This is a genomic window from Vibrio sp. Vf1514 (genome assembly GCF_052076135.1).
Taxonomy (GTDB): Bacteria; Pseudomonadota; Gammaproteobacteria; order Enterobacterales; family Vibrionaceae; genus Vibrio; species Vibrio furnissii.
In genome coordinates this window covers 2,771,941-2,795,003 of the sequence record NZ_CP197267.1, presented here as the reverse complement: position 1 = coordinate 2,795,003, position 23,063 = coordinate 2,771,941, and the positions used below count along the sequence as shown (strand labels likewise).

General features: G+C 52.1%; 23 protein-coding genes and 1 pseudogene. 11 read left to right on the top strand and 13 right to left on the bottom strand.

Annotated elements, in window-relative coordinates:
• Nucleotides 1-17: 17 nt before the first annotated feature.
• The 7 genes from ACS18Q_RS12915 to ACS18Q_RS12885 are packed head-to-tail and all read right to left on the bottom strand — an operon-like array spanning nt 18 to nt 5,804.
• Nucleotides 18-1,478 carry an RNA polymerase factor sigma-54 gene (locus tag ACS18Q_RS12915; protein WP_004728660.1) on the bottom strand — a complete coding sequence of 487 codons (1,461 nt, stop codon included), beginning with the start codon at nt 1,476-1,478 and terminating at the stop codon, nt 18-20.
• Between the two features lie 50 nt (nt 1,479-1,528).
• The gene (lptB, locus tag ACS18Q_RS12910) at nt 1,529-2,254 is read right to left on the bottom strand and encodes an LPS export ABC transporter ATP-binding protein (RefSeq protein ID WP_004728661.1); all 726 of its coding nucleotides are present in this window, start codon (nt 2,252-2,254) and stop codon (nt 1,529-1,531) included.
• Between the two features lie 8 nt (nt 2,255-2,262).
• Nucleotides 2,263-2,754, bottom strand: coding sequence for a lipopolysaccharide transport periplasmic protein LptA (gene lptA / locus ACS18Q_RS12905; RefSeq protein WP_004728662.1), 492 nt, complete (start codon nt 2,752-2,754; stop codon nt 2,263-2,265).
• Nucleotides 2,735-3,298 carry an LPS export ABC transporter periplasmic protein LptC gene (lptC, locus tag ACS18Q_RS12900; RefSeq protein WP_004728663.1) on the bottom strand — a complete coding sequence of 188 codons (564 nt, stop codon included), beginning with the start codon at nt 3,296-3,298 and terminating at the stop codon, nt 2,735-2,737. Before lptC ends, lptA begins: the two co-directional genes overlap by 20 nt.
• Nucleotides 3,295-3,852, bottom strand: coding sequence for a 3-deoxy-manno-octulosonate-8-phosphatase KdsC (kdsC, locus tag ACS18Q_RS12895; protein WP_441257144.1), 558 nt, complete (start codon nt 3,850-3,852; stop codon nt 3,295-3,297). The genes lptC and kdsC overlap by 4 nt, the downstream gene beginning before the upstream one ends.
• The gene (gene kdsD / locus ACS18Q_RS12890) at nt 3,852-4,826 is read right to left on the bottom strand and encodes an arabinose-5-phosphate isomerase KdsD (protein ID WP_014204383.1); all 975 of its coding nucleotides are present in this window, start codon (nt 4,824-4,826) and stop codon (nt 3,852-3,854) included. Before kdsD ends, kdsC begins: the two co-directional genes overlap by 1 nt.
• A gap of 12 nt (nt 4,827-4,838) precedes the next feature.
• Nucleotides 4,839-5,804 carry a calcium/sodium antiporter gene (locus tag ACS18Q_RS12885; RefSeq protein WP_014204384.1) on the bottom strand — a complete coding sequence of 322 codons (966 nt, stop codon included), beginning with the start codon at nt 5,802-5,804 and terminating at the stop codon, nt 4,839-4,841.
• Nucleotides 5,805-6,150: 346 nt separating this feature from the next.
• Between ACS18Q_RS12885 and mlaF the strand changes: the two genes are divergently transcribed.
• The 8 genes and pseudogenes from mlaF to ACS18Q_RS12845 all read left to right on the top strand — a co-directional run bounded on the left by mlaF (nt 6,151) and on the right by ACS18Q_RS12845 (nt 11,554).
• On the top strand, nt 6,151-6,954 hold the full coding sequence (gene mlaF, locus ACS18Q_RS12880; RefSeq protein ID WP_158140140.1) for a phospholipid ABC transporter ATP-binding protein MlaF: 804 nt from the start codon (nt 6,151-6,153) through the stop codon (nt 6,952-6,954).
• Nucleotides 6,944-7,735 (top strand): lipid asymmetry maintenance ABC transporter permease subunit MlaE, encoded by a 792-nt coding sequence (mlaE, locus tag ACS18Q_RS12875; protein ID WP_004728668.1) that lies wholly within the window; start codon nt 6,944-6,946, stop codon nt 7,733-7,735. Before mlaF ends, mlaE begins: the two co-directional genes overlap by 11 nt.
• Before the next feature lie 2 nt (nt 7,736-7,737).
• The gene (gene mlaD, locus ACS18Q_RS12870; RefSeq protein ID WP_004728669.1) at nt 7,738-8,232 is read left to right on the top strand and encodes an outer membrane lipid asymmetry maintenance protein MlaD; all 495 of its coding nucleotides are present in this window, start codon (nt 7,738-7,740) and stop codon (nt 8,230-8,232) included.
• 47 nt (nt 8,233-8,279) lie between these two features.
• Nucleotides 8,280-8,893: pseudogene (locus ACS18Q_RS12865) on the top strand (ABC transporter substrate-binding protein).
• On the top strand, nt 8,890-9,219 hold the full coding sequence (locus ACS18Q_RS12860; protein ID WP_014204386.1) for an STAS domain-containing protein: 330 nt from the start codon (nt 8,890-8,892) through the stop codon (nt 9,217-9,219). The pseudogene ACS18Q_RS12865 and the gene ACS18Q_RS12860 overlap by 4 nt, the downstream one beginning before the upstream one ends.
• Entirely contained in the window at nt 9,212-9,466 is a 255-nt protein-coding gene (gene ibaG, locus ACS18Q_RS12855; protein WP_004728672.1) for a BolA family iron metabolism protein IbaG, read from the top strand. The genes ACS18Q_RS12860 and ibaG overlap by 8 nt, the downstream gene beginning before the upstream one ends.
• A 9-nt stretch (nt 9,467-9,475) precedes the next feature.
• The gene (gene murA / locus ACS18Q_RS12850; protein WP_004728673.1) at nt 9,476-10,741 is read left to right on the top strand and encodes a UDP-N-acetylglucosamine 1-carboxyvinyltransferase; all 1,266 of its coding nucleotides are present in this window, start codon (nt 9,476-9,478) and stop codon (nt 10,739-10,741) included.
• Nucleotides 10,742-10,813: 72 nt separating this feature from the next.
• Nucleotides 10,814-11,554: a 1-acylglycerol-3-phosphate O-acyltransferase gene (locus tag ACS18Q_RS12845; protein ID WP_004728674.1), complete on the top strand. Its 741-nt coding sequence runs from the start codon at nt 10,814-10,816 to the stop codon at nt 11,552-11,554.
• A 56-nt stretch (nt 11,555-11,610) separates the two neighbouring features.
• Here ACS18Q_RS12845 and ACS18Q_RS12840 read toward each other — a convergent pair whose 3' ends face one another.
• From ACS18Q_RS12840 to ACS18Q_RS12820, 5 genes are all read right to left on the bottom strand, one after another.
• Complete coding sequence (locus ACS18Q_RS12840) at nt 11,611-12,000, bottom strand: RidA family protein (RefSeq protein ID WP_004728675.1); 390 nt, start codon at nt 11,998-12,000, stop codon at nt 11,611-11,613.
• A gap of 108 nt (nt 12,001-12,108) precedes the next feature.
• On the bottom strand, nt 12,109-12,576 hold the full coding sequence (gene pyrI, locus ACS18Q_RS12835; RefSeq protein WP_004728676.1) for an aspartate carbamoyltransferase regulatory subunit: 468 nt from the start codon (nt 12,574-12,576) through the stop codon (nt 12,109-12,111).
• Between the two features lie 12 nt (nt 12,577-12,588).
• A complete protein-coding gene (pyrB, locus tag ACS18Q_RS12830; RefSeq protein WP_004728677.1) occupies nt 12,589-13,518 on the bottom strand; it encodes an aspartate carbamoyltransferase in 930 nt (309 codons plus the stop codon).
• Between the two features lie 307 nt (nt 13,519-13,825).
• The gene (gene argF, locus ACS18Q_RS12825; RefSeq protein ID WP_441257143.1) at nt 13,826-14,830 is read right to left on the bottom strand and encodes an ornithine carbamoyltransferase; all 1,005 of its coding nucleotides are present in this window, start codon (nt 14,828-14,830) and stop codon (nt 13,826-13,828) included.
• A 117-nt stretch (nt 14,831-14,947) separates the two neighbouring features.
• Nucleotides 14,948-16,324 (bottom strand): PhoH family protein, encoded by a 1,377-nt coding sequence (locus ACS18Q_RS12820; protein WP_004728679.1) that lies wholly within the window; start codon nt 16,322-16,324, stop codon nt 14,948-14,950.
• Between the two features lie 417 nt (nt 16,325-16,741).
• Here ACS18Q_RS12820 and rapA point away from each other — a divergent pair, with 417 nt between their 5' ends.
• Nucleotides 16,742-19,651, top strand: coding sequence for an RNA polymerase-associated protein RapA (gene rapA, locus ACS18Q_RS12815; protein ID WP_432583494.1), 2,910 nt, complete (start codon nt 16,742-16,744; stop codon nt 19,649-19,651).
• 61 nt (nt 19,652-19,712) lie between these two features.
• On the opposite strand, the gene ACS18Q_RS12810 is transcribed toward rapA, so the two are convergent.
• The gene (locus ACS18Q_RS12810) at nt 19,713-20,984 is read right to left on the bottom strand and encodes an Nramp family divalent metal transporter (RefSeq protein WP_004728681.1); all 1,272 of its coding nucleotides are present in this window, start codon (nt 20,982-20,984) and stop codon (nt 19,713-19,715) included.
• 305 nt (nt 20,985-21,289) lie between these two features.
• On the opposite strand from ACS18Q_RS12810, the gene ACS18Q_RS12805 reads away from it, so the two are divergent.
• The gene (locus ACS18Q_RS12805; RefSeq protein WP_206981736.1) at nt 21,290-22,027 is read left to right on the top strand and encodes an RluA family pseudouridine synthase; all 738 of its coding nucleotides are present in this window, start codon (nt 21,290-21,292) and stop codon (nt 22,025-22,027) included.
• Between the two features lie 45 nt (nt 22,028-22,072).
• The gene (locus ACS18Q_RS12800) at nt 22,073-23,035 is read left to right on the top strand and encodes a D-2-hydroxyacid dehydrogenase (RefSeq protein WP_441257142.1); all 963 of its coding nucleotides are present in this window, start codon (nt 22,073-22,075) and stop codon (nt 23,033-23,035) included.
• The last annotated feature ends 28 nt before the right edge of the window (nt 23,036-23,063 follow it).

Sequence of the window (23,063 nt, the reverse complement as noted above, 5' to 3'; positions counted from 1 at the left end):
TCCTTCTCAGTTAGGCCTTATAACAGGCGTTTGCGCTGACTTGAGGGGGCGATGCCCAATGATTCACGGTATTTGGCGATCGTCCGTCGTGCCACCTGAATCCCTTGGTCAGCGAGTAAAGCCGCGATCTTGCTGTCACTTAATGGTTTGGCTGGGGTTTCCGCAGCGACCAATTTTTTGATCAGAGCTCGAATCGCGGTAGATGAACATTCTCCGCCATTGTCGGTACTGACGTGGCTGGAGAAAAAGTACTTCAACTCGAATATGCCACGTGGGGTATGCATGTATTTTTGGGTCGTCACACGTGAAATGGTCGACTCATGCATATCCACGGCAAGCGCGACGTCATTCAGGACCATCGGCTTCATGGCTTCTTCACCATACTCGAAGAAATCACGTTGATGTTCAACTATGCACTTGGCAACTTTGAGCAAGGTCTCGTTTCGGCTTTCCAAGCTCTTAATTAACCATTTTGCCTCTTGCAGGTTGGTGCGAATGTAGTTGCTGTCGGCACTGTTTCCGCGGCCTAAATTGGCGTATTGCTGGTTAATTTTGAGGCGTGGTACGCTGTCTGGATTGATGGTGACAATCCATTTGCCATGCTCTTTAAACACCGACACATCGGGGATCACGTATTCTGCATGCTCCGATGCGATACGGCTGCCCGGTCTTGGATCCAACTGTTGGATCAGTTGGAGCACGTCACGCAATTCTTCTTCTTTGAGTTTAGCTTCTTTCAGAATGACTTTGTAATCGCGGTTGCCAAGTTGGTCAATGTACTGAGATAGGAGAGTTTTGGCTTCGTCCAGCCATGGGGTGTCGGCTGGGTAGGTGGCCAGTTGCAGCAGTAAACAGTCCTGCAGATTGACGGAGGCCACGCCCAGTGGATCAAATTGTTGAATGCGCTTTCGCACCGCTTCGATTTCGTCGAGCTCAATCTCTTCGCCGTGGAAGTTTTCCAAAATCTCTTCCAGCGATTGCGTGAGGTAGCCGTAATCGTCGATGGCATCAATCAGTGCCATGGCGATGGTGCGGTCGGTGTCGCTAAAGGGGGTTAAGTCCAGTTGCCACAACAAGTAATCTTGTAGGGTTTGGGTGGTTTCCCCTTGATACACCGGGGCGTCGTCGTCTAGCGCGATGCCGGTGCTGCCGGTGTTGGCGCTGTAAACGTCATCCCAAGTGGTATCAATTTCTAGCTCCGCACTGATTTCCGATTTTTCAATCAGTTCAGAGCTGTCTTGCGGTTCAGGCTCGGCGACGTCAGCACTGGCTTCTTTCTCCTCATTCGCGGTCGTGTTGTCAGCACCCGCAAAATCGTCCATTGGCTCTTCAACATCCAAAAGCGGGTTCGATTCCAACGCTTCTTGAATTTCTTGTTGCAGATCCAATGTCGACAGCTGAAGCAGGCGAATGGCTTGCTGCAGCTGGGGGGTCATGGCTAACTGTTGACCTAGCTTAAGCTGTAATGAGGGTTTCATTCAGTATTGACTGCCTTGTTTTTGTTAGAATTGATCACAATCTACTCTAATCATAGACGGAATTGTTCACCGAGATAAACCTGTTTCACCTGCTCGTTATCGAGCACTTCTTGCGGTGTCCCTTCTGCGATTAAGCGTCCTTGGCTTACGATATAAGCTTTTTCACACACATCCAAGGTTTCTCGAACGTTGTGGTCGGTGATCAGCACGCCGAGGCCGCGATCACGCAAATGTTCGATGATCTTTTTGATGTCGATTACCGAAATCGGGTCGACCCCTGCAAAAGGTTCATCCAACAAAATAAATTGTGGGTTTGCAGCCAACGCCCGCGCGATTTCCACTCGGCGACGTTCGCCCCCAGACAGCGCCATACCGGCACTTTGGCGAATGTGCTGAATGTGGAACTCTTCCAGCAAATCTTCCAGTTTGTCTTGGCGTTCTTCACGGGTCATCTCTTCACGCGTTTCTAGTACGGCCATGATGTTGTCTTCGACCGACAGTTTGCGGAAAATCGATGCTTCCTGTGGCAGATAGCCGATCCCCAGACGTGAGCGGCTGTGCATCGGGAGCACACTGATGTCTTTGTCATCAATGCAGATGGTGCCTTCATCGCGCGCCACCAGACCCACGATCATGTAGAACGAGGTGGTTTTACCGGCACCGTTTGGGCCCAGCAGGCCGACGATTTGGCCCGACTCGACCTGCAGACTGACGTCCGAGACCACTTTACGTTTTTTGTAGCTCTTGGCTAAGTGTTCTGCTTTGAGTATTGCCATAGTTGTTCTTATTGTGCTGCTTGTGGTTGCAGTACGGTCGACACGCGGCCGCTGCCGTTGCTGTCCGCAATCAATTTCTGCGACGAGATTTTGTAGCGGATTTTGCTACCGCGAATTTCGCTATCATCCTGAGACAACATCGCCTGACCAATCATGGTCAGCTCATCGTCTGCCATTTTGTAATGCAGCTCTTTGGCTTCCCCGTACAGGGTTTTGCCATCATCGGTGAGCTGAGAGAAAGTGGTCAGATTCCCATAGCCTTCAATGGTTTCGATCTTGCCGGTTTTTGCATCGCGAATCACAACCAATTTATCGGCATTGATGTTGATGCTGCCTTGTTTGAGTTTGACATCGCCGACAAAGGTCACGCGGCTGCTTTTCATGTCCAGCTGCTGACTGTCTGAATCAATGTAAACCGGTTGCTGGGTGTCGGATGACAGCGCCAGCGCTGAACCGGAGGTCAGCAAACAAGCAATGAGACTAAGGTGTGAGAGTTTCATATCTACCTTGTACATGGTTATACAGAACAGCCGAGTGATCGCCAAAGTTGCCTTTCATCGCCTGTCCGCGAGTTTCAAATTGTGGCCCGGTCATCGTGACTTCGCTGTCGGCCCAAAAATCGCGGCTATCGAGCTGAATACTCAATTTGGCTGTTGATAATTCATCAAAGCCAGAGTCCGCCAGTAAATTCTTTGCTAACACTTCATCATACAGAATCAGCACGTGATCTTTGGTCAAAATGCCACGTTTCGCGGTGAGTTCCCACTCTTGAGTGGTCCCTTGCTGATACACCTTCAACACCGGGTACTCAAACGTGGTGTTGCCGCTCTTGGCGTAGTGGTCCAGGTGTTTCGATGTAATGACGTAGCTGCGCACGCCTTGCTGATTGTATGAGACGTTGTCTAGATTTTTACCACTAAACATCGGTAGCTCAAAATTGGGAGCCACCTGAATAGCAGTACTTTGTTCTTTGTCGATCAGGTAATAAGCGGACCATGATGCAACAAAGAAAAGTATCACGTAAAGGATACGAGAAAAACTCATATACTCAGGCCTTTGTGTACGTCGAGCTCATTCCGTGCTTGTAAGATTAAATCGCACACTTCGCGTACTGCGCCGTGTCCGCCTTTGATGTGAGTGACGTAGTTTGCGCGCTTGGCCAGCAGTGGGTGGCCGTCTGCGACGCAGACTTTCAAGGCCACTTTTTCCATCACGGGCCAGTCAATCAGATCATCGCCAATGTAGCCGGTGTGTTGCGGCTCAATGGCTAAGCGCTGGCAGATGTCGTGATAGGCTTTGACTTTGTCATCCTGACCTTGATAAATCAGCTTGATGCCCAGCGCTTTCATTCTGTTTTCAACGAGTTGAGATTGTCGGCCAGTAATAATGGCGATCTCAATGCCAGCGTTCATTAACGATTTTACGCCATATCCATCACGAGTATGAAACGTTTTCAACTCTTCACCGTGATTGCCCATGTAAATCAGGCCGTCGGAGAAGACGCCATCGACGTCACAAATCAGCAGTTTGATCGTTTTGGCAATCGCCAGCAGTGATGCATCGACTTCACCGTACAGGGTTTCAACCGGTTGGTTCATTACATCACTCCAGCTTTGAGTAAATCGTGCATGTTCAAGGCGCCAACCAGTTTGCCGTCTTCGACCAACATCAAACCATTGATGCGTTTTTCCTGCATCAAGTTCAGCCCTTCAACCGCCAGAATGTTGGGTGAGGCCACGGTTGGGTTGCAGGTCATCACGTCGCGAATACTGGCGGTGTGAATATCAATGCGTTTGTCGAGAATGCGGCGTAAGTCGCCGTCGGTGAAGATGCCCAGCAGATGATCGTCTTCGGCCACCACCGCGGTCATGCCGAGGCCTTTCTGGCTGATTTCTAGCAGCGCATCGCGCACCAATGCATCGGGAGACACTTTGGGCAGCTCTTCACCGCTGTGCATGATGTCATGCAGTTTCATCAACAGTTTACGACCCAACGCGCCGCCAGGGTGAGACAGCGCAAAGTCTTCGGCAGTGAAGCCGCGCGCCTGCAATAACGCGACCGCGAGCGCATCGCCCATCACCAACGTTGCCGTGGTGCTGGAGGTCGGGGCCAAGCCGAGCGGGCAGGCCTCTTTCGGCACCGTGATTTGCAAATGAATGTCCGCCAATTTCGCCATATTCGAGTGCGGGTTGCCAGTCATGCTGATGATGCGGTTATTGAGGCGTTTTAACACTGGGAACAGGGCCAGAATCTCGGATGATTCACCGGAGTTGGAAATGGCCAACACGATGTCGCCGCTTTCAATCATGCCCAAGTCGCCATGTGACGCTTCCCCGGGATGAACAAAGAACGCGGATGTGCCCGTGCTTGCCAGCGTCGCCGCAATTTTCCTGCCGATATGGCCAGACTTACCAATACCCATCACGACCACTTTCCCGCTGTTGTTGGCGAGGATCATCTCGCACGCGCGGCAAAAGTCATCATTAAAATATTGGTCGAGTTGTTGCAGAGCTTCGATTTCCGTTGCCAGCACTTGCTGGGCAACACCGCGGTAGTCAAAGTGATCAGACATTCTAAACTCCAGTTAAGCTGCCATATTCATAAAGAGGTAAACCTGATATGCGAGAAACGCCGCAAATAGGATCGCCCCTTCAATGCGGTTGATACTGCGAGATTTACCCAGCGCCATCAGAACCAGCAGGAGTGACACTGCCAGCATGACCCAAAAATCACGACCCATCGCTAAGGTGCTCAGCAGCGATGGGTTCAGAATACCCGGTAGGCCCATGACGGCCAGAATGTTAAAGACGTTGGACCCGATGATGTTGCCCACCGCCATGTCATCTTCACCTTTCAGAACGCCAGCCAGCGAGGCGGCCAGTTCCGGTAGGCTGGTGCCGATGGCGATGATCGTCAGGCCAATCACCAGATCGCTCATGCCAAAGTATTTGGCGATGATGACGGAGTTATCCACCAACAAGTTGGCTGCCAAGGGCAGCAGAATCAACCCAATCACCACCCACATGATGGCTTTTTGATTGCTCACGTTGTCTGGAATTTCAGACTCGTGTTCTTCAAGCAGGCTGTCGCCATTTTTGTGTTCGCTGCGGCTGATTTTCAGCATGGCTAAAATAAAAGCGGCGAACAGCACAAACAGCAGCACGCCTTCGTAAAAGCCGAGGTGGTTGTCCCATAAAATCGCGCCTGCCAGTAATGTGACGCCAATCATCAGCGGAAGTTCACGACGCACGACCGTGGAACTTATGGCCAGTGGCTTAATCAAAGCGGTAATACCAAGAATCAAAGCGATGTTGGCAATGTTCGATCCCAAGACGTTGCCCACGGCGGTGTCGGTGTGGCCGTCAAGCGCTGCCGTGGCGGACACCATCATTTCTGGCGCGGAAGAGCCCATGGCCAGAATGGTCATGCCGATCACTAAAGGGGAAATGCCAATGTTGCGTGCGAGGGCGGCGGATCCGTAGACCAATTTATCGGCACTCCAGACCAAAAGAATGAGACCTACAATAAGAAACGCAACGGCTTCAAGCATGACAATTCCTAACGTTGTGAAAAATAGAACGAGTAACCGCTAATTTTGACGTGTTGGTCATTAAAAGGGAAGTCGAAGATCCAATTTATTGTCTCATTTTCGCTGTTCATTGGGGTGGGCAAGCGTGCCAAGAACGGACGAATTTTGATGTTTGGACAAGATGTTACCCGCATAATCCGTAGGCTAGAGTGATGAGTTTATCAACAAAAATGCGGGGAAAACTGGAATTCATCCTTAATTTCAGTTTGAATGTTAAATGTAATTGAACAGTGCTTTTAATTTACGGGCAATGTGCTTATGATTGCCCATTCTTTGGATGGAAACCCCACAACAGCGAATCGTGAGTATGTCCGAAACCGATCTAGTGACCATAAACAATCTGACGTTTTCCCGAGCAGAACGGGTGATTTTTGATGACATCAGCCTGCAAGTCCCGAAAGGAAAAGTCACCGCCATTATGGGGCCTTCCGGGATCGGGAAAACCACTTTGCTGCGCTTGATTGGCGGACAGTTACTGCCGGAAAAGGGCGAGATCTGGTTTGATGGCCAGAACATCCCCACCTTGACTCGCAGTAACCTCTACAAAGCCCGCAAAAAAATGAGCATGTTGTTCCAGTCTGGCGCACTGTTCACCGATCTGAATGTTTTTGATAACGTCGCTTTTCCTTTGCGTGAACACACGCAACTCGATGAATCCCTAATTCGCACGCTGGTGCTGCTCAAGCTTGAAGCGGTGGGGCTGCGTGGCGCGGCACAATTGATGCCCAGTGAACTCTCCGGCGGCATGGCTCGCCGAGCGGCGCTGGCGCGAGCCATTGCACTCGACCCTGAACTCATCATGTTCGATGAGCCGTTCGTGGGCCAAGACCCGATCACCATGGGCGTGCTGGTGGAACTGATCCGTAACCTCAACCAAGCGTTGGGCGTGACGTCTATTGTGGTGTCCCATGACGTGCCGGAAGTGATGAGCATTGCCGATTGGGTGTATCTGCTCGCCGATGGCAAAGTGATTGCATTTGGGTCGCCGCACGATCTCATCAATAATCCCGATCCGCGGGTGCAACAATTTTTACAGGGCGAAGCCGACGGTCCGGTGCCTTTCCGGTTTCCGGCCCAACCGATAGAAAAGGATCTGTTCCATGTTGGATAATCTACAGCGCTGGATCAGCGGTGTTGGCCGACGCGTGTTGTCAATCTGCGAATCGTTTGGCCGTGCCAGCTTGATGCTGTTTGGGGCGCTCGCGGGGCGCCCGCGTCCGATTCAAAACCTCCCCTTATTAATCAAACAACTGTACAGCGTTGGCGTGCAGTCACTGGCGATCATCGTGGTTTCCGGCCTGTTTATCGGCATGGTCTTGAGCTTGCAAGGCTACGTGATTCTGGTCGACTACGGCGCGGAAACCAGCTTAGGCCAAATGGTGGCCTTGTCGCTGCTGCGTGAACTCGGGCCGGTGGTTACTGCCTTGCTGTTTGCCGGACGTGCCGGCTCCGCGTTGACTGCTGAAATCGGGTTGATGAAAGCAACCGAACAGCTGTCGAGCCTTGAAATGATGGCCGTCGATCCGCTCAAACGGGTGATTGCTCCACGTTTGTGGGCGGGGCTGATCTCGATGCCGCTTTTGGCGATGATCTTTATGGCGGTCGGTATTTGGGGCGGTCAGTTGGTCGGCGTGGATTGGAAAGGCATTGATCACGGCAGCTTCTGGTCGGCGATGCAGGCTTCCGTCGAGCTGGGTGAAGATATTGGGAACAGTGTGATTAAGTGTGTGGCGTTTGCTATTACTGTCACTTGGATTGCTCTGTTTAATGGCTATGATGCGATTCCGACTTCTGAAGGCATCAGCCGTGCGACAACACGAACCGTTGTACATTCGTCCCTGGCTGTTTTAGGGCTGGACTTTGTACTTACCGCATTGATGTTTGGGAACTAATCATGCAACAAACACGAAAACTAGAATTTTGGGTAGGCAGTTTTGTGCTGGCAGGAATTTGCGCAATTCTGGTGATGATTTTTCAAGTCGCTGACGTGAAGGGCATTGGCTCCAACGATACTTACTTGGTCCAAGCGGAATTTGATAACATCGGCAGCCTGAAAGTTCGTTCGCCTGTGAAAGTTGGTGGTGTGGTGGTGGGGCGCGTGCAGTCGATTGCACTCGACACCGAACGCCTGCTGCCGTCGGTCACGCTGGCGATTGACAGCCGTTACAATCAATTTCCGGAAAACTCCAGTGTGCAGATCCTGACGTCTGGCTTGATTGGTGAACAGTACATCAGCTTGATTCCCGGCTTCATCTTCGATGACGAAGAGATGCTGAAAGATGGCGACCGTATTGAAGACACCAAGTCGGCGTTGGTACTGGAAGATCTGATTGGCCAAGTGCTATACAGCATGGGTGGATCAGACAAAGACGACAAGAAGAGTGAGTAATCATGTTCAGCAAAACAAAATGGCTAAAACAATACGTTATTCTTCTGATGAGTGTGCTGCTGTCTTGGACGGCCAATGCCGCGCAGGAGATTGATCAGACCGATCCGTATCTGATGATGAAGCAAGTGGCGCAAAAGGCATTTGACCGCCTGAAAGCGGAGCAGGATCTGGTGCACAAGGATCCGGACCATTTGAAAGTGATTGTTGAAGAAGAGCTGATGCCTTACGTCAACGATCAATACGCGGCGCTGAAATTGCTCGGCTCGAACCTGAAAGGGGCCAAGCGCGAAGATGTGGGTGAATTCATCAAAGCATTTCGTGCTTACTTGGTGGCGAACTACGCGCAAGTCCTGCTCAGTACACGGATCAGACCATTGAATTTGGTCCGGAACCATCGGTGGGCGATGATCGCCGTATCACCAGTGTGAAAGTCGATATCGTCGACACGCCGCGTCCGAACATCAAACTGGAATTCAAACTACGCAAAGAGAAATCCGGTGAGTGGCGTGCGTTCGACATGATTGCTGAAGGCATTAGCTTGCTGTCGAGCAAACAATCGGAATGGAACGGGAAGATTCGTCAGGAAGGTATCCTGTCGGTCGCGAAAGAGCTGGAAAGCTTGGCAGCACAACCGATTCGCTTTGAGAGTAAAACCCAATGAGCCATCCACAATGGCAACTGCAAGGCCCAGCACTGGCGGCGTTAAGTGGTCCATTAGATCGTGATACGGTGCCCGAATTGTGGGCCGTGTTGCAACAATGGCAGCCACAAAACGCTGAATGTGAGCTCTCGCTGAAATCGGTCACACGTATCGATTCTGCGGGGATGGTGATGTTAATTCACTTATTAGAGCATGCAAAAAAGCAAAACTGTCATATAATGCTGAGTTTTGTGCCAGAGCAACTGCGCACATTGTTTCAGTTGAGTAACATCGATGCAATGATGTCTCAACACATTAAACAACCTGCAGGGGTGAATTGTGGATAGCGCACAAGTACAACAGATATTAGAACAAGCACTCAATCTTCAAGAGATTCACGTCAAAGGTGAAGGCAGTCATTATGAAGTGATTGCTGTTGATGCCGCTTTCGACGGCATGAGCCGTGTGAAGAAACAGCAGCTGATCTACGCGCCTCTGATGGCGTACATTCAGCGTAATGATATTCATGCTGTGTCAATCAAAGCGTTCACGCCTGATGAGTGGGCTCGCGATAAGAAGTTGATGTCGCTATAAGGTTTGTGAATGGATAAGTTTCGAGTTATTGGGTCTGATAAACCGCTGCAAGGCGAAGTGACCATTTCTGGTGCAAAAAATGCTGCACTGCCTATTTTATTTGCTTCTATTCTGGCGTCTGAGCCGGTAGAAGTTGCCAACGTTCCTCACTTACGTGACATCGACACCACCATGGAGCTGCTGAAGCGTCTGGGTGCGAAAGTCGAGCGTAACGGTTCTGTCCACGTCGATCCAAGCCAAATTGATCAGTTTTGTGCGCCTTATGATTTGGTGAAAACCATGCGTGCGTCTATCTGGGCATTAGGTCCTCTCGTGGCGCGTTTTGGTCAGGGCCAAGTTTCACTGCCGGGCGGCTGTGCGATCGGTGCTCGTCCGGTGGATTTACACATCAACGGTCTGGAGCAACTGGGCGCGACGATCACATTGGAAGACGGCTACGTGAAAGCGAGCGTCGATGGCCGCCTGCAAGGTGCGCACATTGTGATGGATAAAGTCAGCGTGGGTGCCACCATTACCATTATGTGTGCAGCCACACTGGCAGAAGGCACCACGGTGCTGGACAACGCCGCGCGTGAACCTGAAATTGTGGATACCGCGATGTTCCTCAATAAACTGGGCGCGAAAATCAGCGGTGCTGGCACCGACACCATTACGGTGGAAGGGGTTGAGCGTCTGGGCGGCGGCAAACATTCTGTGGTTGCAGATCGCATTGAGACTGGGACCTTCTTGGTGGCTGCTGCGGTATCTCACGGTAAGATCGTGTGTCGTAAAACCAACGCAAAACTGTTGGAAGCGGTGTTGGCGAAGCTGGAAGAAGCGGGCGCATTGATTGAAGTCGGCGACGACTGGATCAGCCTTGACATGACCGGCCGTGAACTCAAAGCAGTCTCGATTCGTACCGCGCCACACCCAGGTTTCCCAACCGACATGCAAGCGCAATTTACCTTGCTGAACATGATGGCCAAAGGTGGCGGTGTGATCACCGAAACCATTTTTGAAAACCGTTTCATGCATGTACCTGAACTGATGCGCATGGGTGCCAAAGCGGAAATCGAAGGCAACACCGTGATTTGCGGTGATGTCGATTCTCTAAGTGGTGCTCAGGTGATGGCCACGGATCTGCGCGCTTCGGCGAGTTTGGTGATTGCTGGCTGCATTGCCAAAGGCGAAACCATCGTGGATCGGATTTATCACATCGACCGTGGTTACGAGAAGATTGAAGACAAGTTGTCGGCTCTGGGCGCAAACATTGAGCGCGTTCGCGAGTCGAGTTAAACTGCCATTTCATCAATGGGCCGAAATCCAAGGGTTTCGGCCTTTTTATTCTAGCTCCTTTGGAGAATCTGAATGATTGCTTTACTCCGTATTCTTGCGGTGGCGCTGTTTGCCGTCGTGATGTTTGTGTTCGGTTGTGGCTACTGTTTGTTGAGCCCGCGAAATCCGAAACACGTATTTACCTTTGGCCGCCTGTTTGGTGCGATGTCCAAAGTGTTTGGCATTAAGCTGGAATTGCGTATTCCGGATGATGCCTACAATCGCGGCCAAGCGATTTACATTGCCAACCACCAGAACAACTGGGATTTGTTTACCGTCTCTTCGGCGGTGACGCCAAAAGTGGTGACGGTGGGGAAAAAGAGTTTGGCGTGGATGCCGCTGTTTGGTCAGCTTTACTGGTTAACCGGGAATATTCTGATTGACCGTGCGAACAAAACCAAAGCCAAAGGCACCATCGACCAAGTGGTCGATAGCATGAAAAACAGCGACGTGTCGGTGTGGATGTTCCCGGAAGGTACCCGCTCACGCGGTCGTGGCTTACTGCCGTTTAAAGCAGGCGCGTTTCACGCGGCCATTGGTGCTGGCGTGCCCATCATTCCGATTGTGTGCAGCTCAACGGATAAACTGCGTTTGAACCGCTGGAACAACGGCCACATCATTGTGGAGATGTTGCCCCCAGTGAGCACTGAAGGGCTGGGCAAAGAGCATGTGCGTGAGCTGTCGCAACGTTGCCATCAAGAGATGAAAGCCAAGCTGCAAGCGCTGGATGACGAAGTGGCGATGCGTAACGCGAAAAAAGCGACGTCTAACTGATGTCAGGCCAATAAAAAAAGGTTGCTCAATGAGCAACCTTTTTTGTTTTCATCACCTTACTTGCGTACGGCAATGGCTTCGATTTCGATACCCACATCTTTGGGCAGACGAGCCACTTCCACGCAAGAACGCGCTGGGTAGTGCGCAACTTGGTGCTCATCAAAGAATTTGCCGTACACGTCGTTTACGGTGCCGAAGTCGTTGAGATCTTTCACGAACACGGTCATTTTCACGATGTCGCCGACGGTCAGGCCTGAGGCCTCAACAACGGCTTTGACATTGTCCAGCGACTGACGCGCTTGCGCCGCGATGTCTGCTGGTACTTCACCCGTGGCTGGGTTCACTGGGATCTGGCCTGACGTCAGAACCATGTTGCCAAGATCAACGCCTTGAATGTAAGGGCCAATCGCTGCAGGAGCAGAGTCTGTATGCAGAACTTTTGTCATGCTTGTTATTCCATTGGTTAAGCAAAAAAACGAGCGGTCAGTGTGCCTGTTCTTGGCGGCGAGGTAAAGAGCCGACCTTGGAATTTCACCCGGTCGGCCTCATAGCGCTTAGGCTTCGCGTTCGGTCACGATTTCACGGGAGAAAACTTTCTCGCAGTACTTACATTTCAGGCGAATGTCGTGGGCTTTTTCAAAAATGCGGAAGCTGCTTTCCACCGGCTCATTGTGTGAAATGCAGTTGCTGTTTGGACAGGCAAACACATTGTTGATGCGCTCAGGCAGTTCCAGCGCCAGCTTTTTCACCACTTCGTAGTTTTCAATCTGGTTCACTGTCGCGTGCGGTGCATACAGCGCCAGCTTGTTGGCTTGCTCTTCACTGATGAACACATTCTCGATTTTCAGCAAATCTTTGTGGCCCAGCGCCGATGAAGGCAGGTTGAGGCCAATCGTCACGCGTTGATTGGAGTGATGCATATCAAACAGCTTGAGCACTTTCACGCCCACTTTCGCCGGAATATGGTCAATCACCGTGCCGTTTTTAATCGCTTCAACTTGCAGTTTGGTTTCTTTACTCATGACAGACTCCGATTACAGTGATTCGTTCAGAACAAGGGCAAGCAAGGCTTCACGGGCGTACACGCCGTTTTCCGCTTGTTGGAAGAAGTAGGCGTGTGGCGTTTTGTCCACATCCGTCGTGATTTCATCCACGCGTGGCAGCGGGTGCAGCACTTTCATGTTTGGACGCGCATTGTCCAGCAGCGCAGCGGTCAACACGTAGGCGGATTTGATGTGGGCGTACTCCGATTCGTCGAAACGCTCTTTCTGCACGCGAGTCATGTAGAGAATATCCAGTTCAGGAATCACGCTTTCCATGTCGGCATGTAGGCTGTATGTCACGCCGGCTTCGTCGAGTTCTTCACAGATGTAATCTGGCATCGCCAGCGCTTCCGGCGCGACGAAGAAGAAGCGGTTGTTGTTGAATTTTGCCAGTGCCTGAGCCAGCGAATGCACGGTGCGACCATATTTCAAGTCACCGACGAACGCGACATTCAGGTTGTCGAGGCGACCTTGCGTTTCGAACAGCGTGAACAGGTCCAGCAGTGTTTGGCTTGGGTGTTGGTTGGAACCGTCACCAGCATTGATGACCGGTACGCCGTGAGAGAATTCAGATGCCAGACGCGCAGCACCTTCTTGTGGGTGACGCATCACGAAGGCATCCACGTAAGAAGAAATCACCTGAACCGAGTCGGCCAACGTCTCGCCTTTCTTGGCCAGAGACGTGTTCCCACCGTTATCAAAACCAATCACGCTGCCACCGATGCGTTGAATCGCCGTCTCAAACGACAGGCGTGTGCGGGTCGATGGTTCAAAGAAACAGCTTGCGACGACTTTGTGTTTGATCAGTTCCGGATTTGGCTGAGCTTTGAGCTGGCCTGCCGTGTTTACAATCAGTTCCAGCTCTTCACGTGAAAGCTCAGAAATGGAGATGATGTGCTTTTGAAAAAGCGAATTCGCCATGATCTTCTTCCCTATAAATGTGTAGCAATACCCGGCTTTTAGCCATAAAAAAGCCCCCCGATCTGGGAGGCTTTAAAAATCAATGGAGGGGGCAAATACGACGCCCGGTAAGCATACGTGCTCACTGAATGTGTAATGTGTGACCTGGACTAGTTTCACCGGCGACCCCTCAGACAAATTGCTCGGCATTATACGCCTAGTTTGTGTGAGCGCAAGCGATTAACTCACAATCTTCAGCATCCTGGTCACTGTCACGTTGTTCGCCACTTTCGCTCGCTCGGATCACATACCGAGTTGTCTCGGGAACTCAAGAACCTAGCGTTGCGACCATCACCGCTTTGATGGTGTGCATGCGGTTTTCGGCTTCATCAAATACGATGGCGTAGTCGGATTCAAACACCTCTTCCGTCACTTCCAGCCCTTTCATGCCGTATTTCTCAGCAACTTGTTTGCCGATGGTGGTTTCATCGTTATGGAATGCCGGCAGACAATGCATGAATTTGACGTGCGGATTGCCCGTCGCTTCGATGGTGTGCATGTTGACTTGATATGGGGCCATCATGGCAACGCGCTCATCCCATGCATCGGCGGCTTCGCCCATCGAAACCCACACATCGGTGTAGAGGAAATCACACCCTTTCACTCCTTCAGCGACATCTTCCGTCAGCGTAATAGTGGCTCCGGTTTGCTCGGCAATCTGCTGGCAGGTATGCACCAAATCGGCGTCTGGCCAGAATGCTTTTGGTGCAACCAGACGGATATCCATGCCCATTTTCGCCGCGCCGACCATCAGTGAGTTGCCCATGTTGTTACGTGCATCACCCAAGTAAGCAAAGCTGATTTCATGCAGCGCTTTGCCGCGTCCGTGCTCTTGCATGGTCAGAAAATCGGCCAAAATTTGGGTCGGGTGGAATTCATCGGTTAAGCCATTCCAGACGGGAACACCGGCGAACTGGCCGAGTTCTTCGACGATCTCTTGGCCAAAACCACGGTATTGAATGCCATCGTACATGCGGCCGAGTACGCGTGCGGTGTCTTTCATCGATTCTTTGTGGCCGATTTGCGAGCCTGATGGACCGAGGTAACTCACTTGCGCGCCCTGATCAAACGCTGCCACTTCAAACGCACATCGGGTGCGAGTAGAGGACTTTTCAAAAATGAGCGCGATGTTTTTGCCCGTTAGGGTTTTCTGCTCGGTACCCGCATATTTTGCGCGTTTCAGTTCGGCAGACAGATCCAGCAGAAACTGAATTTCTTTCGGGGTGAAATCGAGCAGTTTGAGAAAATTGCGGTGACGTAAATTGAAAGCCATATCTCAGTCCTTTGCGGTAACAGTTGAGTCCGGCTAGTTAAACATACAAATGCCATAAAAGTGAATAATTATTTTAATAAAAGTGGCGAGATATAAATAATATCTCGCCAAATGTGATTATAAATTCTCTTCGGCGAATTCAGCCAAGCGGCTGCGGACGACGCCGTTGAGGTGGATGTTGGCGCTGCCTTCGAAGTTTTTGAAGCGCTCCACCATGTAGGTTAATCCGGACGTGACCGGGGTGAGGTAAGGGGAGTCAATCTGCGCTAGGTTCCCGGAGCAGACGATTTTGGTGCCTTCGCCGCAGCGCGTAATGATGGTTTTGATTTGTGAGGCGGTGAGGTTTTGACACTCATCGAGTAGCACGAATGCGTCTTGAATCGAACGGCCGCGCATAAAGTTGATGGATTTGAATTGAATGTTGGCCTTGTCGACGATGTATTTCAACGACCCTTCCGTGCAGTGATCGTTTTTATGCAGCGCTTCTAAGGTATCGGTGACCGCCGCCAGCCAAGGCATCATTTTCTCTTCCTCGGTGCCCGGTAGAAAACCAATCGATTCGCCGATGTCTGGCGTATTGCGTGTGACGATGATCTTGTCGAACATCTTCTTCTCAATGGTTTGTTCAAGTGCGGCAGCCATGGCCAGCAATGTTTTCCCACTCCCTGCCGCGCCGGTCAGGATCACCAGATCGATGTCTGGGTCGAGCAGGGCATCAAGCGCCATGCCTTGGTAGATATTTTTTGGGGTAATGTCCCACGCTTTGCGGTGCAACATGCGTTCACGACTGAGATCGCGCAGGGTGATTTGGTCTTCGGTGATGGTTTCAACCCGTGCGGCGAAGTCGCTCTCTTCATCGAGCACGTATTGGTTGATGTAGGTGGGTTCAAACGGTTCGCGATCCAATTTATGGAACGTTTTTCCGCCCAAGGTGTAGCTATCGACGCTATCCACTTTGTCCCAAAAATGCCCCGGACGGGTTTGAAATCCTTTGGTTAAGTACTGAACGTCGTCGATCAGTTGGTCGGTGCGATAATCTTCCACAAACCGCACGCCGGCGCCTTTGGCACGCAAGCGCATGTTGATGTCTTTGGTGATCAGCACCACCGAGCGGGGCGCTCGTTTGTTCTGCAGATGGAGCACCGCATTGAGGATTCGGTTGTCGCCCTCTTTGTCGGTAAACGCTTTGACGCTTTCGTGCACATCGTAGTCGGCAAGGATAGAAATGGTGCCGGTCGCACTGCCGTGCTTGGTAAACGGAATCCCTTCTGAAATCTCATCTGGAGTCGCGTCGTGGAACATATTCTCCAACGCCCGAATCGCCACACGCGCATCACGTGCAACATCGCGTTTGCTGTCTTTAATTCGGTCGAGTTCTTCGAGGACGGTCATGGGAATGACCACATCATGTTCTTGGAAGGAGTAGATGGCTAGCGGTTCATGAAGCAGGATATTGGTATCCAGTACAAACAGTTTCCGATCGGTATCGCCCATAAGCGTCTCCTTGCTACGTTGTAGCTTGCTTTGCAAAGGATGTTTGCCATCAGTGCTGCCAAGGATCGTACGCATTGGGCAGGCTTTCGATCACTTGTCGACTGGTGCAAACCCGTGTTGATACTCTCTGTTTGAACTTGCAGACTTTGTGCCAAGGTTTTCACCTCAGTTTGTCGCGCCTTCAAAACGATTATAGCAACTTTGTCTTTTACAAATGCCACTGGTTTCTTACAGTTTGATGTCAGTTAGATCTTGACGAAAAAAAGCAGGGAATGGGCGTGACCTCCATCACGCCATCAAGTAAGATTAGCGACCTTTTTCTGCACCACGCTTTCAGAACTATCATAATTAGACTCTCCCTTCTTGTGGTCGCAGGTCACTTTAAATTCCAATCCAAATTGATGAGGTAGTCGATTCATGACTTTTGCTTTGGGGCAACGCTGGATAAGCGATACGGAAAGCGATTTAGGTTTAGGTACAGTGGTCGCGATGGACGCTCGTACCGTGACACTGATGTTTGCTGCATCCGAAGAAAACCGCGTGTACGCACGTAATGATGCCCCGGTAACCCGTGTGACGTTTAATGTCGGCGACGTGATTGACTGCCAAGAAGGCTGGTCGCTCACCGTGGAACAGGTGGTGGAAGAGAACGGTCTGTTGACTTATCTGGGCACACGTCAAGACACCGAAGAATCGGGCGTCGCGCTGCGCGAAATTTTCCTCAGCAACCAAATTCGCTTTAACAAACCGCAGGACAAACTGTTCGCTGGTCAAATTGATCGCATGGACAACTTTGTGCTGCGCTATCGCGCGCTGACCAACCAGTATCAACAACACAAGAGCCCGATGCGTGGCCTGTGTGGCATGCGTGCAGGCTTGATCCCGCACCAGTTGTACATCGCCCATGAAGTGGGCCGCCGTCATGCGCCGCGTGTGCTGTTGGCCGACGAAGTGGGCCTGGGTAAAACCATCGAAGCGGGCATGATCATTCACCAACAAGTCCTGTCTGGCCGCGCGGAGCGTATTCTGATCGTGGTGCCAGAAACCCTGCAGCACCAATGGTTGGTGGAAATGCTGCGTCGTTTCAACCTGCATTTCTCCGTGTTTGATGAAGAGCGCTGCGTGGAAGCGTTCGCGGAAGCCGACAACCCATTTGAAACCCAGCAGTTCGTCCTGTGTTCGCTCGACTTTCTGCGTAAGAGCCGTCAGCGTTTTGAACAAGCGTTGGATGCGGAGTGGGATCTGTTGGTGGTCGATGAAGCGCATCACTTGTCATGGAGCCAAGACAAACCGAGCCGTGAATATCAGGTGATTGAAGCGTTGGCAGAGTGCACGCCGGGCGTGCTGCTGCTGACGGCAACGCCAGAGCAATTGGGCCGCGAAAGCCACTTTGCGCGTCTGCGTCTGCTTGATGCGGACCGCTTCTATGACTACGACGCGTTCGTGCAAGAAGAAGCGCAATACGAACCAGTGGCAGACGCGGTGAGCGCGCTGTTCTCTGGTCAGGCGCTGCCAAACGAGGCGAAAAACCAAATTACTGAGCTGTTGTCAGAGCAAGATGTCGAGCCGCTGTTCCGTGTGCTGGAAAGCCAAGCGGATGACGCCGAGAAGGCATCAGCACGCCAAGAGCTGATTGATAACCTGATGGACCGTCACGGCACGGGACGCGTGCTGTTTCGTAACACTCGCGCGGCAATCAAAGGCTTCCCGGTGCGCAATGTGCACTTGATGGCGATGGACATTCCACAGCAGTACACCACGTCGATGCGTGTTGCTGGCATGATTGGCGGCAAGCTCAGCCCTGAAGCGCGTGCGATGAAAATGCTCTATCCGGAAGAGATCTTCCAAGAGTTTGAAGGCGATGACGCCAGCTGGTGGCAGTTTGATTCCCGTGTGAACTGGTTGCTTGAAAAAGTCAAAGCCAAACGCAGTGACAAGATTCTGGTGATCGCATCTCGCGCCAGCACTGCATTGCAACTGGAACAAGCGCTGCGTGAGCGGGAAGGCATTCGTGCGACCGTCTTCCACGAAGGCATGTCGATTCTGGAACGCGACAAAGCGGCGGCGTACTTTGCCCAAGAAGAGGGTGGCGCGCAGGTGCTGATCTGTAGCGAAATCGGCTCGGAAGGTCGTAACTTCCAATTCGCCAGCCAATTGGTGATGTTCGATTTACCATTCAACCCAGACCTGCTGGAGCAGCGTATCGGTCGTCTTGACCGTATCGGTCAGAAGAACGACATCGACATTCATGTGCCTTACCTCAAAGGCACGTCGCAGGCGATTTTGGCGCGTTGGTACAACGAAGGCCTGAACGCGTTTGCCGAAACCTGTCCGACAGGTCGCGCGGTGTACGATGAGTTTGCCGAACGCCTGATTCCGATTCTGGCTTCCGGCGATGACAGCGAGCTGGATGCGATCATCGATGAATCGGCCAAGATGAACAAGGCGCTCAAAGCGCAGCTTGAGCAAGGCCGTGACCGCCTGCTGGAAATGCACTCTAACGGGGGCGACAAAGCGGAGCAGATTGCCAAGCAAATCGCCGCGACTGATGGCGACACCAATCTGGTGACGTTTGCGTTGAGCCTGTTTGATACCATCGGCCTTAACCAAGAAGACCGTGGTGAGAACGCGCTGGTGGTGACGCCGTCGGAGCACATGATGGTGCCGAGCTATCCCGGTTTGCCGTATGAAGGCGCAACCATCACCTTCGATCGTGATACCGCGCTGTCGCGTGAAGACATGCACTTTATTAGCTGGGAGCACCCGATGGTGCAAGGCGGCATCGACTTACTGATGAGCGAAGGCGTGGGCGTTTCAGCGGTTTCGCTGCTGAAAAACAAAGCGCTGCCCGTGGGCACGATTTTGCTTGAGCTGGTGTACGTGGTGGATGCGCAAGCCCCCAAACGTACCGGGATTAGTCGCTTCCTGCCACAAACGCCAATCCGCATGTTGATGGATGCGCGTGGCAATGATTTGTCGGCGCAGGTGGAGTTTGAAGCATTTAACCGTCAGCTCAGCCCGGTGAACCGTCATTTGGCCAGCAAACTCGTGAGCTCAGTGCAAAACGATGTCCATCGTTTGATTACCGCCAGTGAAACGCCAGTGATGGAGCAGGTGAAGGCGATTCGCGAGCAAGCGCAGAAAGAGATGCATCAAATCCTCAACGGGGAGCTAGAGCGTTTACAGGCGCTTAAAGCGGTCAACCCGAACATTCGTGATGAAGAGATTGAGGTGCTGGAGCAGCAGATTGAGGAATTGACCGGTTACATCGCGCAGGCGCAGTACCAACTGGATTCCCTGCGCATGATTGTGGTCGCACACAACTAAGTGCGCTGAAACGCAAAAGGCCTTCCAACGGAAGGCCTTTTTTGTGTCGGTGAGCTAGCGATTACATCAACCACTGCCACCAGATGAACAGCGCTAAAAACCCAAATAGGTAAATCAGGCCGAGAATCGACAGCGCTTTGAGCTTCGGACCCACTTTCAGCTCTTGCGGCAGCTCCGTGCGCGTCACCAAAATGTAGTTCAGCAAGGCAAATACGGGCGTGGTCATGAACGCCATGATCATCGCAAAGTTGAGCAGCGGCATCAGCGCTGACGCGAAGAACATGATGATCGCCAGGGCCGCCGCCGAGACCAGAATCATCCAGCCTTGCAACACTTTCGGGCTCTGCTCTGGCTGCTCTTTCAGCAGACGCTGCGATTCGGCAATCACGCGTGAGTAGCCATCAATCACCGTAATGGTACTGCCGAAAATACAGAAGAACGCGATCACCGCAATCAGGTAGCGTGACCACTCTCCGATGGTGGAGGCATACAAACCGACCAACTGATGCGAGAAGCCCACACCAGATTTCGACAGTTCGACACCGCTGCCATGCAACACCAACGCGCCCAGTGCGAGGAAGACAATCGCCAGAATCGCGGTGCCAATGTAGCCGACATTGAAGTCAAACAGCGCCGATTGCGGTGTGACGCGTTGGTGACGACATTGACTTTTCAGCCACACAGACGTGAGAGATGAAATCTCAATCGGGGCTGGCATCCAGCCCATGGTCACCACCAAGAAGCCGATGGCCGCCAGTGTCCACGGCGATGGCGCTTCGGCAACGACGGTCGCGGGTGCGGGGTTAGCGGCAGCAATCACCACGGCCAGCAGCGTCGCGATGGTCAAGACCGCCATGATCACCTTTGACAGCGTATCCAGCGCGCGGTAGTGACCGGCAAACAGAATGATGAGGCAGGTGGCGAGCACGATGCCAGACAACACCGGCAACGACAGCTCAAACGGAATGAAGTAACTCAGCAAGCTGGCACTGAACATCAGCAGCGCTGCGGTGTTGACGATGCCGGAGAACACCGCCAGAACCGCAAAGATCCACAGGTAAGGTTTGCCCATTTTGGCGTAACCTTCGACCAAGCTGTCGCCTGTGCCCATGGTGTACTGAACGCCTGCTTTGAAAAAGGGGTATTTAAACAGGTTGACCAGCAGAATGAGGATCGCGAGTTGCCAGCCATAAATGGCCCCCGCTTTGGTCGAAGCCACCAGATGAGAGCCGCCAACGGCAGCAGCAGCCATCATGATGCCCGGACCCAAAGATCGAAGCAGTTGAGGTAAAGAGAGCCGTTGTTCGGATGAATAAGGGACGGCGTTTTCCATTCTTGTTCCTTATGAATTGTTATGTTGTGTTTGATTGTATTTATGATTTGCCTTGTCCTGCGTGGGATTGGCTGATTTTTTTGTCAATACCCTTCATCAATATCACACTGATTGTTAGTGTCAATTTATACTTACAACTTCGGCGTAACTTTTTGTTCACGTCATGAAAGGGCAGCATCAAGCGTGAAGTGGCGCTATGATGGCGGGGGCGCCGCGGCAGGCGCGACACCAAGGCGTGATTCAGAGGTGATGTTGGGTATATAATGCGCCGTTTTTTATTATCAGCGCGTTTGCGAGAGAAATTTATGGCAATGACCGAGTACCACCCACCAACGGATCCGTGGATTGATGTGGTCTTTGAGGATGACTACATTCTGGCGGTAAACAAACCGTCCGGTTTACTTTCCGTGCCGGGCCGTCTGGCGGAACACCACGATAGCATGTGGAGCCGCCTGCAAGCGCAATACCCGGAGATTCAAGTGGTGCACCGTTTGGACATGTCAACTTCGGGGCTGATGCTGTTTGCCAAAGACAAGTACATGGAAGCGGCGCTCAAGAAACAGTTCCAATATCGTCTGACGCATAAAATTTATTACGCTCGCGTGTGGGGTGTGATGGCGCAGGATGAAGGCGAGATCGATTTGCCGCTGATTTGCGATTGGCCAAATCGCCCGAAACAGATGGTTTGTCATGAAACAGGGAAACCATCGCAGACATTGTTTCAGGTCGTCAAACGTGAAGCGCACACCACCGTGGTGCGCCTGCTGCCGGTTACTGGCCGGTCACACCAACTGCGCGTGCACATGCAGGCTCTCGGGCATCCGATTGTCGGCGATGAGTTTTACGCGCCGCAAGAAGCGATCGATTTTACTGATCGACTGGCGTTGCATGCCGCGGAGCTGAGCTTTTATCATCCTCGCAGTCATTGGTTACGTTCGATCTTTGTTCCGTGTGACTTCTATCCCGAAGCGCAGGAAGAGATATTGCAGCATTTCGATCCTGAGCGAAAATTGCCGGATTATAAAAAACTACCCCGTCCTTAATCGATCATGTGTCATTGATGGCAGTGGGTAGGCAAAGGAGAAATTATGGCTTTACCCACTGTTGTATTCCTCGATCGCGCAACGATTCCCCGCCACATTCATGTGCCTGCACTGACGTTTTCCCATCGCTGGCAAGAGTTTGATTTCACCGCGCCGGAGCAGGTGGTCGAGCGCCTACAAGAGGCAGAAATCGTGATCACCAATAAAGTGGTGCTGAGCGCTGCGGTCTTGGCGCAATTGCCGAAAGTGCGCTTAATTGCGGTGTCTGCCACGGGGTTCAACAACGTGGATATCGACTATTGCCGCGCCCACCACATTGCGGTGTGCAACGTGCAGGGATATGCGACCCAATCGGTGCCTGAACATGTGGTCGCGATGATGTTTGCTCTGCGCCGAAATCTAATGGGCTATCACCACGATATTGCCGCAGGTGAATGGCAACGCAACAAGCAGTTCTGTTTCTTTACCCATCCGATTGGCGATATCGCAGGCAGCACGCTGGGCGTGGTCGGTGGCGGCACGTTGGGACAAGGCACCGCGACACTGGCGAAAGCGCTGGGCATGACGGTGCTGTTTGCGGAACACAAAGGTGTGTCGACTTGCCGCGCAGGCTACACGCCGTTCGAGCAAGTGTTGCAACAGGCCGATGTGCTGACGCTGCATTGTCCGTTAACGGAAGCCACACACCATCTGATTGGTGAAGCGGAGCTGGCGCAGATGAAACCGAACGCGCTGCTGATCAACGCGGGGCGCGGCGGTTTAGTGGATGAAGTGGCGCTGGTGGATGCGTTGAAAAGACGCCAGATTGCCGGGGCAGGGGTGGATGTGTTCACTCAGGAGCCCGCAGACATCACCAATCCGTTGGTTGCCAACATGGACTTACCCAATTTGCTGCTGACGCCACATGTGGCGTGGGGCAGTGATTCTGCGATTCAGCAGTTAGCCCATATTCTGATCGACAACATTCAGGCGTTTGTTGAAGGTCGCCAGCAGAATCGTATTGTCTGACCTGCGCGTGTCTACAGCGTCAACGCAA